Annotated in this window: 16 protein-coding genes; 12 read left to right on the plus strand and 4 right to left on the minus strand. The window is 36.2% G+C overall.

Annotated features, from left to right (window positions below):
- Nucleotides 1-93: 93 nt before the first annotated feature.
- Nucleotides 94-777 (minus strand): FMN-dependent NADH-azoreductase, encoded by a 684-nt coding sequence (locus ACS125_RS12915; protein ID WP_443272517.1) that lies wholly within the window; start codon nucleotides 775-777, stop codon nucleotides 94-96.
- A 117-nt stretch (nucleotides 778-894) separates the two neighbouring features.
- Between ACS125_RS12915 and ACS125_RS12920 the strand changes: the two genes are divergently transcribed.
- The 3 genes from ACS125_RS12920 (at nucleotide 895) to ACS125_RS12930 (ending at nucleotide 2625) form a co-directional block, all read left to right on the plus strand.
- A complete protein-coding gene (locus ACS125_RS12920) occupies nucleotides 895-1746 on the plus strand; it encodes a LysR family transcriptional regulator (RefSeq protein ID WP_443272519.1) in 852 nt (283 codons plus the stop codon).
- 97 nt (nucleotides 1747-1843) lie between these two features.
- On the plus strand, nucleotides 1844-2110 hold the full coding sequence (locus ACS125_RS12925) for a hypothetical protein (RefSeq protein WP_004792549.1): 267 nt from the start codon (nucleotides 1844-1846) through the stop codon (nucleotides 2108-2110).
- A 179-nt stretch (nucleotides 2111-2289) separates the two neighbouring features.
- A complete protein-coding gene (locus ACS125_RS12930) occupies nucleotides 2290-2625 on the plus strand; it encodes a hypothetical protein (RefSeq protein ID WP_443272521.1) in 336 nt (111 codons plus the stop codon).
- A 68-nt stretch (nucleotides 2626-2693) separates the two neighbouring features.
- Here the strand turns inward: ACS125_RS12930 and ACS125_RS12935 are convergent, their stop codons facing one another.
- Nucleotides 2694-2858, minus strand: a complete 165-nt coding sequence (locus ACS125_RS12935) for a hypothetical protein (protein ID WP_002113596.1) — start codon at nucleotides 2856-2858, stop codon at nucleotides 2694-2696.
- A gap of 470 nt (nucleotides 2859-3328) precedes the next feature.
- On the opposite strand from ACS125_RS12935, the gene ACS125_RS12940 reads away from it, so the two are divergent.
- From ACS125_RS12940 to ACS125_RS12975, 8 genes are all read left to right on the plus strand, one after another.
- Nucleotides 3329-3634: a YcgL domain-containing protein gene (locus ACS125_RS12940; RefSeq protein WP_004792546.1), complete on the plus strand. Its 306-nt coding sequence runs from the start codon at nucleotides 3329-3331 to the stop codon at nucleotides 3632-3634.
- Complete coding sequence (locus ACS125_RS12945; protein WP_443272524.1) at nucleotides 3627-4013, plus strand: hypothetical protein; 387 nt, start codon at nucleotides 3627-3629, stop codon at nucleotides 4011-4013. The genes ACS125_RS12940 and ACS125_RS12945 overlap by 8 nt, the downstream gene beginning before the upstream one ends.
- A 29-nt stretch (nucleotides 4014-4042) precedes the next feature.
- Complete coding sequence (locus ACS125_RS12950; RefSeq protein WP_002113662.1) at nucleotides 4043-4894, plus strand: AAA family ATPase; 852 nt, start codon at nucleotides 4043-4045, stop codon at nucleotides 4892-4894.
- A 15-nt stretch (nucleotides 4895-4909) separates the two neighbouring features.
- A complete protein-coding gene (locus ACS125_RS12955; protein WP_443272526.1) occupies nucleotides 4910-6097 on the plus strand; it encodes a vWA domain-containing protein in 1188 nt (395 codons plus the stop codon).
- Nucleotides 6098-6134: 37 nt separating this feature from the next.
- A complete protein-coding gene (gene trpB, locus ACS125_RS12960) occupies nucleotides 6135-7340 on the plus strand; it encodes a tryptophan synthase subunit beta (protein WP_443272528.1) in 1206 nt (401 codons plus the stop codon).
- A gap of 237 nt (nucleotides 7341-7577) precedes the next feature.
- Nucleotides 7578-8582 carry a 50S ribosomal protein L3 N(5)-glutamine methyltransferase gene (prmB, locus tag ACS125_RS12965; protein ID WP_004792537.1) on the plus strand — a complete coding sequence of 335 codons (1005 nt, stop codon included), beginning with the start codon at nucleotides 7578-7580 and terminating at the stop codon, nucleotides 8580-8582.
- Nucleotides 8583-8594: 12 nt separating this feature from the next.
- Nucleotides 8595-9686 (plus strand): chorismate synthase, encoded by a 1092-nt coding sequence (gene aroC, locus ACS125_RS12970; RefSeq protein WP_004792535.1) that lies wholly within the window; start codon nucleotides 8595-8597, stop codon nucleotides 9684-9686.
- Between the two features lie 332 nt (nucleotides 9687-10018).
- Nucleotides 10019-10744: a hypothetical protein gene (locus tag ACS125_RS12975; RefSeq protein WP_443272531.1), complete on the plus strand. Its 726-nt coding sequence runs from the start codon at nucleotides 10019-10021 to the stop codon at nucleotides 10742-10744.
- A gap of 242 nt (nucleotides 10745-10986) precedes the next feature.
- Here ACS125_RS12975 and ACS125_RS12980 read toward each other — a convergent pair whose 3' ends face one another.
- Complete coding sequence (locus tag ACS125_RS12980) at nucleotides 10987-12216, minus strand: GGDEF domain-containing protein (protein WP_005304984.1); 1230 nt, start codon at nucleotides 12214-12216, stop codon at nucleotides 10987-10989.
- Nucleotides 12217-12536: 320 nt separating this feature from the next.
- On the opposite strand from ACS125_RS12980, the gene ACS125_RS12985 reads away from it, so the two are divergent.
- Nucleotides 12537-13289 carry a TenA family transcriptional regulator gene (locus ACS125_RS12985; protein ID WP_443272533.1) on the plus strand — a complete coding sequence of 251 codons (753 nt, stop codon included), beginning with the start codon at nucleotides 12537-12539 and terminating at the stop codon, nucleotides 13287-13289.
- Nucleotides 13290-13337: 48 nt separating this feature from the next.
- Here the strand turns inward: ACS125_RS12985 and ACS125_RS12990 are convergent, their stop codons facing one another.
- Nucleotides 13338-14477: a transcriptional regulator gene (locus ACS125_RS12990; RefSeq protein ID WP_443272535.1), complete on the minus strand. Its 1140-nt coding sequence runs from the start codon at nucleotides 14475-14477 to the stop codon at nucleotides 13338-13340.
- Between the last annotated feature and the right edge of the window lie 33 nt (nucleotides 14478-14510).

Consider the following 14510-nt stretch of genomic DNA (forward strand, 5'->3'; position numbering starts at 1 on the left):
CCAACCCAATTGGGTTGGCTTTTTATTTTTAATCATACAACTCAGTTGAAATGTCAGTAGATTATTAAATTTTAAATATTAAGGATTCATATTTTACGAATTTTCAGTATATGAAGCGGAAAGTTCAGCTACGAGTTTCTCAACTTTTTGAAAAGCATTTTCTAATGATTTTAGATGTCTTGCATCTCCAAACTCTTGATATTCAGAAGCAATTTCATAAATTTTCTTTACGCCTAAATATTTGCTGAGCGTGCGAAGGTGAGGTACAAGATGATTCATGTGATGGCGGATGCCTTCTTTCTCAAAACCAAACTCTCCACTAGAGGTGATAATGATTAAAATTTTTCCAGATAGAAGCGGTTGTAAAGGAAAGTCTCCTCGAGCGAGATCAAAATCAAATGTTTTATTAATCCTAATAATTTGGTCAAACCATGCTTTAAGTTGAGCAGGCATACCATAATTGTACATAGGTGAAGAAATTAGAATAATATCTGAACTCGAAACTTCTACTATTAACTGATCTGATATAGATAAAACATCACATTGAGCTTGAGTTCTTTTATTTTCAGGTGTGAATACAGCATCAATCCAGTCTTGATTAATAAATGGTGGGGGATTCATTCCTACATCACGATAGATATATTCATCTATAGCCAGTTGCTTTTTCCATGAGCTGACCAATCGGCTGGCAATATTTTTAGAAATCGAATTATGGTTTGGATTAGGGTTAATTGCAGCTCTTACACTAGCATCTATATGTAATATTTTACTCATCATAAATTCCAAAAAGTTAAGGTTTAATTTATTTTGAGTTTTAAAAGATAAGTAGACAAACGAGAAAATTACATTTATAGATGAGTTTAGATCACCTATAAATATAACTTTGGAGAAAGCATGCAAGTCTCTTTGCAAGCACTTAAGGCATTTGAATCAGCCGCTAGATTGGGTAGTTTTAAATTGGCTGCTGAAGAACTTTCGCTAACACCAACTGCGATTTCACATCATATTACTAATCTAGAAAGCAGATTAAATGTTGACTTGTTTCATCGACAAGTAAGAAAAATAACGCTTACAACCATCGGAGAGAGGCTGGCTGGGGCAATTTCTGAAGGGTTTCGTAAAATTGAGGATGCATTAGATGAAATAACAGTAAATGGGAATGTAGTGAGAGTGGCTAGTACGTCTTCACTCGCTGCAATGCTGTTAATTCCTTGTATAAATGAATTTTATCAATTGCACCCCGATATCTCAGTTGAATTCTCTACAGGCGAAGCTTTAGAAAGTCACTTATATACATTGCCTATTCGATATGGTGATGTATCTTTAGTACCTTCTAAAGATGTCCTTAAATATGAGTCTTTTAATGTATTTGGTGCATCTAACCTTACTCTGTCCAAAGATAGGAGTGAGCCAATAACGTTATTCACCACAGAATGGAAAAATAAAGTATTACCAAGTCCACCATTAGAGACATGGCTTGAGGTGAATGGATGGGACCAAAAGAGGCTGATAATTAAGAAATTTGATCAGGAAATTTTTGGCATACATGAGGCTTTATCTGCCAATGGATTAGTATTTTGTTCTGATACACTTACCCATAGGTTCGTTAAGACGAACCTTTTACAGGAGTTTAAAACTAAACCCATTCAATCAGAGCTGTGTTACTACATTCCAAATAAGGAAGATTTTAAAAATAGAAATGCGAGAAAATTTATTGAATGGGTAGAAAGTTTATTCAACCAATAAACTTATATCTTTGATTGGTTTTAACTACACAACACTAAAACTCATATAGCCTTTTTATGCTATAAACTTAGATAAATTAATAATTAGAGAGATAAATATGCTTAACAACTTTAATGCTGAACAAGCTCGTCAAAATGCTAAAAACTTTAAAATAAATCAAGATGTCATATTGGAAAAAATTTTAACTGGTACTGAGTCAGAATCTAAGGAGGGAAAGAGAAAAGCAACTTTCTGCTTTCCTGTTGATGCTATAAGCCCTGATCATCTTACTTTGGTTGAAGAGGAGCTTAAAAACAGAGGGTTTAATGTCTCAACTGATATTGAGCACTCTGGTACTACGATCACAATTGAAATAAGCTTCTAATTATTGCTGCGTTTTAACCAAACCATCCTTAAAACAAGGGTGGTTTTTTGTTGCATGTTTTTTCGTAATCCAGAGAAAGTAAATATAAATTTATTTACAATTAAATTTATATTAATCAGGATATTATTTGACAGCTTCCATCTTCTTCTATAGCTTTACTTTTTGAGTGGAATATGGATATGAACTTCCAAACAATACTTTTATCTTTCAAAAATCAATCTACTGGTACAGATGCATTTAAAGATTTAAAAAATGCTTGTGAACAGTCTCTTAAAGAATCTCAAAATACAAAAGAAAAAGCAGCCATCTATTTAATCTATGGTTTTGCGCGTAGCTACGTGATCTTATATGAAGATGAAGCCATAACCTCTGAATTTGCCAACACCTCTAAGTCTAAGCTTATAGACTACATGGAAAGTTTAAATGAAGCTCTATTAAGTCAAAATGATAGCGCTATTTTGAATGCCTTAAATCAAGTAAGCGATGACTATATAAAGAGCTCTCGAGTTTTCTAAACACTATTAATTTATTTTTGATGAAAATACTTCTTTAGCCCAAGCTAAAGAAGTATTTAATGTTTGTTTTAGTGAGACTTTTTCTTCCCGCCACCATCTTGTTTATTGACAGTAGACCATGCAATTCGTTCAGCTTCTTCTTGAGAATGACCTCTATCTACTTCACTCTCAACAATATGTTTAGCCTGACGTTTTTGCTTTGCTGTGTAGGCTGTTTTATCACCTCGAGGCATAGGTTCATCCTCCCTATTTATATTAAGATACTTAATATTTAAACATGCTGAGAATTTAAACCAGTTAAGTAATGTCTCCCAATGTGTATTAAGTGGTTAGAAGTTTTACTTAAATGTGAATTTGAAAATGTAATAACCCCCTTTAATATCATAAATTTCATAGTATTAATGGGGGAATGTATTAAGGATAGATCACAAAAAGTACTCAGTAACGAACATTTTTTCTTTTTTCCTAAAAATTGTTTTTATTTTATTAAAGTGAAAAATTATGTTTAATGTTTAAAATCAAATATTTATTAATTTATTGTAAAAGCCAGCTTTTATCTGGAACAAAGTTATTATCGACCTTAATCAATGTTGTAGGTTAATATTTCTCAAGAATTAAAAAAACGACTGATGCGTAAACAAACCTGCGTGTGTGAGTCGTTTTTTTTCATGTATGCTGTCCTTAGTTCAAGAGTTGATTTGAAATGCACTGTGATATTTATAGATCGAGCAAAAAAGATGAAATGTACATGTATATTGCTCGTCCAAACTATCCTGACGATGCGGAACAAGCTGATCCGTTTGAAAATGTTCCTGAAGCTGTTTTACAAGCGTTTGGTCGTACAACGTTTGTCATGCATTTAGAATTAGCTCCAACACGTAAATTGGCGCGTGTTAATGTTTTACATGTTTTAGACTCATTACAAACAAAAGGTTTCTTTATTCAGATGCCGCCAGAAGGATTAATTAATCCGAATGCGGTTGAACCAGAGGGCTTACGTGGTGCGTGAAGATCAAACTGGAATAATGAATCAATTATTCTCTTTTTTGGATGTTGTTCCTGAAGGTGTTATTGCTTTAACAGCTTATGGAATAGGCGCTATTATTGCTTTATGGTGTTGGTGGCGATTAATGCGTCGCCTTCCTACAACTTTTGGTGCAATTAGCTGGCTTATTGTATTTGCTATTTTAGTTACCCCAACAGTGTCTGAAGGACCGAATGCATCTGTAGCACCTGCTATTTTTGGACTCCTTTTTGGTGTTTTAACTAAAGATAGCCCTCTAATTTGGTCAAATTTATCTTTAATTCTGTTTGTAGTTGGTCTAGGTTTGATTGTTGGCTATTGTTGGTCAAAATATTCAACAAACAAAAGCATGCGTTCCATCTAACCATTGAAATAGAAAAATAAGGTCTTTACATGTCTGCTGATACCCAACATTTTACCGGTACAGATCAATATATCGCGACTGATAGTCTTAAGCTCGCTGTAAAAGCAGCTCGTGCTTTACAAAAGCCTTTACTAATTAAGGGTGAACCTGGCACGGGTAAAACTTTGCTTGCTGAACAAGTAGCACAAAGTTTGGGTTTAAAACTGATCACTTGGCATATCAAATCGACAACCAAAGCGCAGCAAGGGTTGTATGAATATGATGCGGTTTCTCGTTTACGAGACAGCCAGTTAGGTGATGATCGAGTTTACGATATTAAGAACTATATTAAACCCGGTAAACTGTGGGAAGCTTTCACGAGTGAAGAGCGTTGTGTTTTGTTAATTGATGAAATTGACAAAGCCGATATCGAGTTTCCAAATGACTTGCTGCATGAACTCGATAAAATGTCTTTTTATGTTTACGAAACGAATGAAACAATTACCGCAACACAACGTCCAATTGTAATTATTACTTCGAATAATGAAAAAGAATTACCCGATGCTTTCTTGCGTCGTTGTTTCTTCCACTACATTGAGTTTCCAGATGAAGCGACCATGCGAGAAATCATTGCGGTTCATTTCCCCAATATCTCTGCAACATTGGTGAACGAAGCTTTACAGGTGTTTTTTAAACTACGTGAAATTCCTAATTTGAAGAAACCACCATCAACCTCTGAGTTAATTGATTGGTTAAGCTTGCTCATGGCAGACGATATGCCAGAAGATGTATTACGCAATCGAGATACATCAAAAGCTATTCCACCTTTATATGGAGCGCTGATCAAAAACGAGCAGGATGTACAACTCCTCGAACGTTTGGCTTTCATGTCTCGACGTTAAAGGAGGGAATAACCCATGTTTGTGCGGTTATTTTACACCTTACGTAAATACGGTGTTCCAGTTACAACTCGTGAACTCATTGACTTAAACCGTGCTGTGAGCGAAGGCTTAGTTTTTGCTGATCAAGAAGAGTTTTATCAACTTGCTAAAACAATTTTAGTTAAAGATGAGCGCTTTTTTGACAAGTTCGATCGTGCCATGAAAGATTACTTTGATGGCATTGAAACCTTTGATCTGGACGAGTTACTCAAGCAAATTCATAAGTTACCAAAAGACTGGTTTGATTTAGAACTTCTAGAAAAGCATTTGACCCCTGAACAACGAGCAGAACTCCAAAAAGCAGGTTCCTTAGAAGAACTGATGAAAATGCTGGAAGAGCGGTTACGCGAACAGCATAAAAAACATCAGGGTGGTAACCGCATGGTGGGTACTGGAGGCACTTCACCTTTTGGAGCCTTTGGAGATCATCCAGAAGGCGTCAGAATTGGTGGACCAGGGCGTAAACGTTCGGCAGTTAAAGTCTGGGAACAACGTAAATATCAAAATCTGGATGATGACCAAGTTCTTGGTACTCGCCAAATGCAAATTGCTTTACGTCGGTTACGTAAATTTGCCCGTCAAGGTGCAGCTGAAGAATTAGACGTTGACGGTACAATCCGTGAAACAGCCAAGCAAGGTATTCTTGATGTTCAAATGGTACCTGAGCGTCGAAACCGAATAAAAGTGCTGATGTTGTTTGATGTGGGCGGTTCGATGGATGCTCACATTGCTCAATGCGAAAAACTGTTTAGTGCTGCTAAAAGTGAGTTTAAGACACTCGAATATTTCTATTTTCATAATTGTCTCTATGACTATGTTTGGAAAGATAACTACCGCAGAACAGCAACCCGCATGAACACATGGGATTTGTTTCACACCTATGGACGCGACTATCGTGTAATTGTAGTGGGTGATGCCAGTATGGCACCGTATGAGTTGAAATCGGTGGGTGGCTCGGTTGAATATATGAATGATGAAACAGGCGAGGTTTGGTTACGTCGCCTACGTCAACATTTTGATAAAACAGCGTGGTTAAACCCTGAAACAGAAGGGTATTGGCATTACACTCAAACCATTGGTTGGATTAAAGAGATTTTTGAAAATCATATGTATCCAATGACGCTAAAAGGCATTGAGGATTTAACGCGTTACCTTTCTCGATAAGCTTAATAACTTTAATAATTTAAAAAAGAGGAATGATATGCAACATCAAATTAACGGTATTGCTTTGCCGAATGAACAAGGATTTTTTGGTGAATATGGCGGACAATTCATTCCTCCACATTTAAAAGAAGCAATGGATGAAATTAATGTTGCCTATGAAGAAATTCGTCATACAGCTGAATTTCAAAATGAACTATCAGACCTTTTTACGAATTATGTAGGCCGTCCAAGTCCCTTATTTCATGCGAAGCGTCTATCTGAACACTTAGGTGGCGCACAAATTTACTTAAAACGTGAAGATTTGAACCACACGGGCGCCCACAAAATTAATCACTGCTTAGGTGAAGCTTTACTTGCTAAATATATGGGCAAAAAGAAAGTTATTGCTGAAACAGGTGCTGGTCAGCATGGCGTTGCTTTGGCAACCGCTTGTGCATTAGTAGGAATTCCGTGTGAAATTCACATGGGGCAAGTAGATATTGAAAAAGAACATCCAAATGTGGTCAAAATGAAAATTTTGGGTGCTCATTTGGTGGCAGTTACACGTGGTACAGCAACATTAAAAGATGCTGTAGATAGTGCGTTTGAAGAATATTTAAAAGACCCAAAAAACTTTATATATGCCATTGGTTCTGTTGTGGGTCCACATCCATTTCCTAAAATGGTTCGAGATTTTCAATCGATTATTGGTCATGAAATTAAAGATCAAACGCATCAGCGATTTGGAAAAAGTCCCGATTATGTTGTGGCATGTGTAGGTGGTGGTTCAAATGCAATAGGTGCATTTACTGCATTTTTAAATGACTCAGACGTAAAACTTGTTGGGGTTGAGCCAGCTGGACATGGTTTAGAAACCAATATGCATTCGGCAACGCTAACTTTAGGTAAGCCAAGTCAAATTCACGGTATGGCGTGTTATGTACTTGAAAATGAGGCGGGTGAACCTTTACCCGTGCATTCTATTGCTTCAGGACTAGACTATCCGGGTGTTGGGCCACAACACAGCTTTTTAAAAGATTTAGGGCGTGTTGAATATAGCACTGCAACTGACCAAGAATGTTTAGATGCTTTTATGACACTTTCTCGTGTTGAAGGCATTGTTCCTGCACTTGAAAGCTCACACGCTGTTGCATGGGCAATTCGTGAAGCGCCAAAACTGCCGAAAGAAACCATGATTGTGGTGAATCTATCGGGCCGTGGAGATAAAGACTCTGATTATGTAGCCGAAAAGCTTAAGCTTTAAGCCGACTAAACTCGAAAAGCGGTCAGTATTTAAAGGCCGCTTTTTTATTTTAAAAATTTAAATCAATCTCTAGTTAAAAGTTCATTATTTCTTAATTAAAACAAAGTATTCTGATTTTAATGTGTGATTGTTAGAGATCGGCATGTAAAACTCCTGTTCACAAGGCAAAGCGTTGCTTTGCTGTACCTCACTCAGTAGAATAGTCACTTTGCAAAATTTGCCTTTGGAGACGCCTAAGTGGAGCGACCGACGATTAGCCCTGAAAATTTACAGGAAGCAGCTGAAAATTTATCAACAATTCGAGATTTTATTCGTTTTGGGGTATCAGCATTACGTCAACATGATGCACATTTAGGACAAGGTACTGAAGATTATTTTGCAGAAAGCTCTGCATTAGTTTTACAAACCTTATCTCTTGAATGGTCAGCAGACGCAGAAATTCTAGATGCGAAGTTATTACCAAGCGAAAAAGCAGAATTTTTAAGCTTATTGGAACGCCGTATCAATGACCGTATTCCAACATCTTATTTATTAAATCTTGCTTATTTCTTTAATAAGCCATTTTATGTAGATGAGCGTGTCCTCATTCCACGTTCACCAATTGCAGAATTAATTGAACAACGTTTTGCACCATATTGTTTAGATGAAAATGGTCAAATGCGTGAAGCTCTCAATAATTTGCCAGAAAATGCAAAACCTAAAACTCCACAACGTATATTAGATATGTGTACAGGTTCTGGATGTATTGCGGTTGCTTTGGCTTATGCATATCCAGACGCTGAAATAGATGCAACTGACATTTCTAAAGAAGCTTTAGAAGTTGCTTCAATTAATACTGAACACCACAATAAGCAATATCAAGTTGCATTACTTGAATCTGACTTGTTTGCCAAGATTCCAGCTGAAAATCAGTATGATTTGATTGTAAGTAATCCACCGTACGTTGATGCTGAAGATATGGCTGACTTACCAGAAGAATTTTTACATGAACCAGAACTTGCATTGGCAGCAGGCCAAGATGGTTTAGATTTAGTTCGTAAAATGCTTGCACAAGCGGCAGATTACTTAACTGAAGATGGTCTTATTGTCATTGAAGTAGGTAATTCTGAATGGTCGATGCGTCAGAACTTTAATACGATTGATTTCAACTGGCTCACTTTCCAAAAAGGTGGTTCAGGTATTTTTGCTTTGACTGCTGAACAATGTCGCCGTTATAGAAAACTATTTGAAGAGCAAATATAAGGAGTTGGGCATATGGCAGGGAATAGTATTGGACAACTCTTTCGTGTAACCACTTGTGGTGAGTCTCATGGCGTTGGCTTAATGGCAATTGTTGATGGTGTGCCACCAGGCCTTGAGCTAACTGAAGAAGACTTGCAAAAAGATCTTGACCGTCGTAAACCGGGAACTTCTAAATTTGCGACTCAACGTAAAGAGCCAGATCAGGTTAAAATCATTTCAGGTGTTTTTGAAGGTAAAACGACAGGAACACCAATTGGTTTATTGATTGAGAATACTGATCAGAAATCAAAAGATTATGGCAATATTGCCCAAACTTTTAGACCTGGCCATGCCGACTATACATATACGCAAAAATACGGTTTCCGTGACTATCGTGGCGGCGGACGTTCTAGTGCTCGTGAAACTGCTATGCGTGTTGCAGCGGGTGCAATTGCTAAAAAATATTTGGCAGAAAAATTTGGCATCTTGATTCGTGGTCATGTTACTCAAATCGGCAATGAAGTTGCCGAAAAACTGGATTGGAATGAAGTTCCGAATAATCCATTTTTCTGTGGTGATGTAGACGCTGTTTCACGTTTTGAAGCTTTGGTGACTTCTTTACGTGAACAGGGAACAAGCTGTGGCGCGAAGCTAGAAATTTTAGCTGAAAAAGTTCCTGTAGGTTGGGGTGAACCTGTTTTTGACCGTTTAGATGCTGATATTGCTCATGCGATGATGAGTATTAATGCGGTTAAAGGGGTAGAAATTGGTGATGGTTTTGCAGTTGCTGGACAGTTTGGTCATGAAACACGTGATGAATTGACCAGTAATGGCTTTTTAGCGAATCATGCTGGTGGGATTTTGGGTGGTATCTCAAGTGGTCAATCCATTCGAGTTGCTATTGCATTAAAACCAACAGCGAGCATTACGACCCCAGGTAAAACGATTAATTTAAATCGTGAAGATACCGATGTGTTGACTAAAGGCCGTCATGATCCATGCGTAGGCGTACGTGCAACACCGATTGCAGAAGCAATGTTAGCTATTGTTTTAATGGATCACTTCCTACGCCATCGTGCTCAAAATGCAGATGTTATTCCGCCATTTGCGCCAATTGAACCTTAATCATATTTTTTGATTATATTACATGAAACCCTGTATTTAATTTAAATATGGGGTTTTAATTTTTTATTACATCGAAGTTTGATTAAATTTTAAATTATTGTCTTGTCTTATAATATTTATATAAATATAATATTCTGCGATTTATTTTTGAATATATTTATCTGTAAAATCAGCAATTAAATATTGTTGATTTTTACTACACCAGATTTTTATATTTATCAAATAAAGTTAACTTAATCAAATTGCTTTTATATAAGCTTACTACATATTTAAATTTTTATTACTTTAAGCAAAGAATTTTCAGAGTCATCATTGAAATTGGGGAAATATCAATGAATCAATGCACATATAGAATTGGCTGTATGTCAAAGGATAGGCTATTGCCTAAAAATTTAGAGGCAATGATAAAAGTTATTCATGACTTATCTTTGTCATCTCATCTTTTAGGGAATTGGATATATAGCGAAGACAATCCAGACATACATATTATTGATTTAGATAGTGGTTACACCAATATACTTATTCCAAAAAAAATTAAGATCGTATTAAGTAATAATCCTGAACTTTTAAAAGGTTACCAATATGGTTTGAAGAGACCTATAAGGTATCAGGAGCTTCTCAATATTTTACAAAATATTGAGAAGAATGAATATTTTAAAATTAGTCATCAAGAACGTATAACAAATAATGAGAATATCGTTTCTAAAGATCATTTAGAGACAAAGATTCTTTATAAACTTGTGTGTTATCCAAACTTTAAAAATATTCATGCAGAGCAGATTGTTAATGTTACTAGAGTTTGTGCTTTATTATCTATTGAGTCAAAAACAGCTCAAGAAATTAAGAGGTTTTTGAATTTATCCCTTGATGAAATACAAAAAATTATAGAAATAATAAAAAAAGAAGCTTATCCAAATTATGAAACTATACATGAAAATATTGTTTCGATTTTACCATTTTCGGCGGAAACCATTTCTACTGTGCCGCAGAGAATAGAACAAAATTCATTTTTTTATTTTTTAATTAAATTTTGGAAGAAACTGAAGAGAGGGTTCTAATGAAGTGGAATTTTTCTACATTATATGGATTGGAGCCTATAATTTTTATTATCTAATATAAAAGTTGTTTAATTGAAAGTCGCTAAATTTATTAAGTTTATATAAGCTATTTTTAACGGATGGTTTAAAACTTAAATAAAAGAGGTTTTCGTATGTACTGATTCTAAATTATTTTTTAGCTTTGCCACGGATGGAAAAGCTAATTATTTATATTGAGTCATTTCAAATGGAAGTCAGACTTTTTAAGTTAAATCTACAATTTGTTCTTCGTTTACAGCAATCTTATATTGATTACGCCCATTCGTTTTTGCCTTATACAAAGCATGGTCAGCGCGTGCTACGAAAGCAGAAATTGAATCGTTTAGGCGTGGAATCGTGGTTGCCACTCCAACACTAATAGTGACTTGTGGTGACACGTCACTACATGGGTGCTTAATTGCAATTTTATCAATAGCATTCATTAAACGTTCAACTTGGATCAAGGCTTGCTGTGAATTTGTCATTGGAAATAACAATAAAAATTCTTCGCCACCATAACGAGCAACTAAATCACCACTACGTGCAGCAATAGAGGAAATAGCAATAGCGATTTCTTTTAAGCATTCATCACCCTTTAAATGTCCTAAAGTATCGTTGTAAGCTTTAAAATAGTCGATATCGACCATCATGATGGTAAGGGGTGTTTCATGTCGTAAAGCACGGCGCCATTCGTTATCCAGTGTTTCATCTAGATAGCGTCGATTGGCTAAACCAGTAAGTGCATCTTGCTGGGAAAGCAAAGATAATTGCTGTGCTTGCTGCATCAGTTCAATGCGATTCAGCTCGATCATGCAGTTTTGTAAGTAGTTTTCTCGATGTTGGCGGTCAGTTGCATAGGCAAGGGTCATGCCCAAGAAACTACTGAAGGTGTAAGTTCGGTTCAAGAAAGTCCAGTCGATCACCCCATTTAAGTAGTTACTTACCAAAATTCCAACAAGTCCTCCAACCCATCCAGCAAATATGGCTGTGTAAAAACGCATACCTACTGCACCATAGATAATCACAATCGCATACATCATCGCCGCATGAAAAAGAACGTTCTCTTGGCCATTTTCTATAACGTTAATTAAAATAAAAGTAATTGCGACTGCTAAAGCTGAGCCAATTCCTACATAATAATCAAAATACTGATTTAATTTTTTAATAAACGATAAAATCCAGGCAAGAAAAATAATTACACCCACCCAAGAATAATAACTAAACCAGGGTAAAACTTGTTCAGTTGGCAATACTTGATATATACCAAAGCTTAAAAATATATATAATATTAAAATAATAGGCGCTCTATAGCGGAACTCATAGGCAGCACCGTTTTGGTATTGAAAACGATAAATCGTTTCAAGCTGCTTTGGAAACCATACGAAATTTAATCCTCGTGTGGTTAATAAATCTATTTGTTCCTGTCCCAATATATTGGAACCCTGCAACTTCATAATTAATGCTCTCTATATTGGAAGTTGTCATAAAATGAGACTTATTTTTAGTAAAGTTCCATCTAAAAATATTGATTATATAATGTGTGATTTATTTAAAATAATAATACAGATTTTTTAAAAAAGTAATGATTTTTATCTGAGTTAAATGTGATAAAAATCACGACATTTCAATGATTAGCGTAACAATTATCTAAAGTATCGCAATCCATCGAAAAAAGTTACAAATGGTCGATTAACGATTGTATCTTTATCGTTTTCGGATAGACTTGTAGCGTGAAATACAGATGATTGCTGTCATATAAATAGGAAAATTAGCAATGACTGCTCTAAATCAATATGGAATGAATTTAGAAATTACGCCGCATAATGAATGGTCACAACGGTTCTGGGATGACCTGTTACCAGCAAAAGAACGGGTGAGTAAACATCCGTTTTTTACGGAAATGGCCAATGGGGGATTGAGCCTAGATAGTTTCCGATATGCGTTACTTAATTTCTATCCATTAGTCGCGCATTTCCCGTCATATATGGCTGGGGCGTTAGGCAAAGCAACTGGGTTTTCTGAACCTGGCGTTACAGAAGCACGAGATTGGTTAATCCAAAATATTAAGGTAGAAGAGCGACACTTAAAATGGTATCGCGATTGGGCTGGAGGTTTTGGTTTAACTGTCGATCAACTTGATAGTGTGCGGCCACCAGCTGCGATGAATGCAGTAAACCATTTCTTATGGAACATGAGTTATCGTGGAAATTTGGCAGAATGTCTTGCTGCAACAAATTTAGCAATTGAATGGGCAACAGGAGATTGGTCAATTCAGGTTTATAAAGGTATTCATACCTATACTAATCATCCTGAAGTCACGATTGATAAACGTTCTTTAGCTTGGTTGCGTGCGCATGCGCATTATGATGATCTTCATCCTTATGAAGCCATGGAACTGATTAAGCGCTTATGTAATGATCGTCCTGATTGGCAGCAAAAAGCATTTCATGCTGCCGAAGAAGGGCTGCGGTATTATGAATTAGCCCTAGACGATTGCTATAAGGTACAGCTTCAGGCTTCTGCTTGATCTCACTTAAAAAAGGGAGAATATCGTTTGGATATTCTCCCTTTTATTTTATTCAAGCAATTTTAAAAGTTTAGTTCGATAAGGTGTTTCTTCAGGTAATAATTCAAGTAAACGTTCAACAGCATCTACGCGGTCTGGAACTCGACTGACTACTCGTAATAATTGATCAATATCTTCAATTTGGTAAATCACATGACTCAAGCGAGCATCAAAGCAATCTCTCCATGCACATAAAAATGGACTTTCTGATTTAGCTAAAAAGCTCCCTCTATAAAGAGTAAGAGTAGTTGATGTGAAGCCTAGATTTAATGCTTGTTCTGCCATTAAAAAATCACATTGAATTTCACAGTTAAGTCGATAAGGCCGTGACTCAATGACCCTGGGTATTAAGTTTCTAAGTTGAGAAAGTTCTGCTTTTAAGGTAGTGGTACTTACGGGCCGGTCACCATATAACGCATAGTGAAGTTCTTCAAGATTAATCCCTTCTGGACAAAGTGTCAGAATACATAAAATCTCGATTTGACGCTGTGTTAGTGTAAGGCTGTGTTGGTTATATTGAACTTTAGGTGTGCCGAAGGCTTTAATATATAAAATATTTTTCTGATGAAGCTGAATTGCTTGCTTCACAATATCAGCACATCTTTCAACAGCTAAAAGACCAAGAGAATTATGCTTTTGATATTTAGTTGATAAATTCATAATTCCATAAAACTGGCCAGTCTGAGTGTCTGTAATTGGTGCTGCATAACAGACCCAGTCTCTTACACTATTCATTTGGTTTTCGTGTGAGTAAACGCAGTTAGCTGAATGAGTATTTAATGCTAGACCAATTGCATTTTGTCCCACTGCCTGAGTTGACCACTGACCACCTTCAACAAAATGAACTTGCTCTGCCGATGAGCGCATCGGTGTACTACTCCATGTCCAAAGTAGAGTGCCATGTGGGTCGGTCACACCAATTGCCATATCGGCATCTTCGGCAATATGCATTAAATTCCGATGACACTCGTGAATCGAACGACCAAACAATGAATGTTCCCATTCTTCGGTTAGATCAAATAATGGAGCCGCATCGAGGTCAACTGGTGGTTTTTTTCCTAATTGTTGAGAATGAGATAACTTTTCTGGCCGGAATAATGACGGCGTAGTATCTAAAGAAGGTGATGATAATTGTTTTGACATATCCATATCGAAATTCCTTTATCATTGAAATGGCGTATC

The organism is Acinetobacter sp. PFS20 (genome assembly GCF_052261015.1).
In the GTDB taxonomy this organism is placed as follows: Bacteria; Pseudomonadota; Gammaproteobacteria; order Pseudomonadales; family Moraxellaceae; genus Acinetobacter.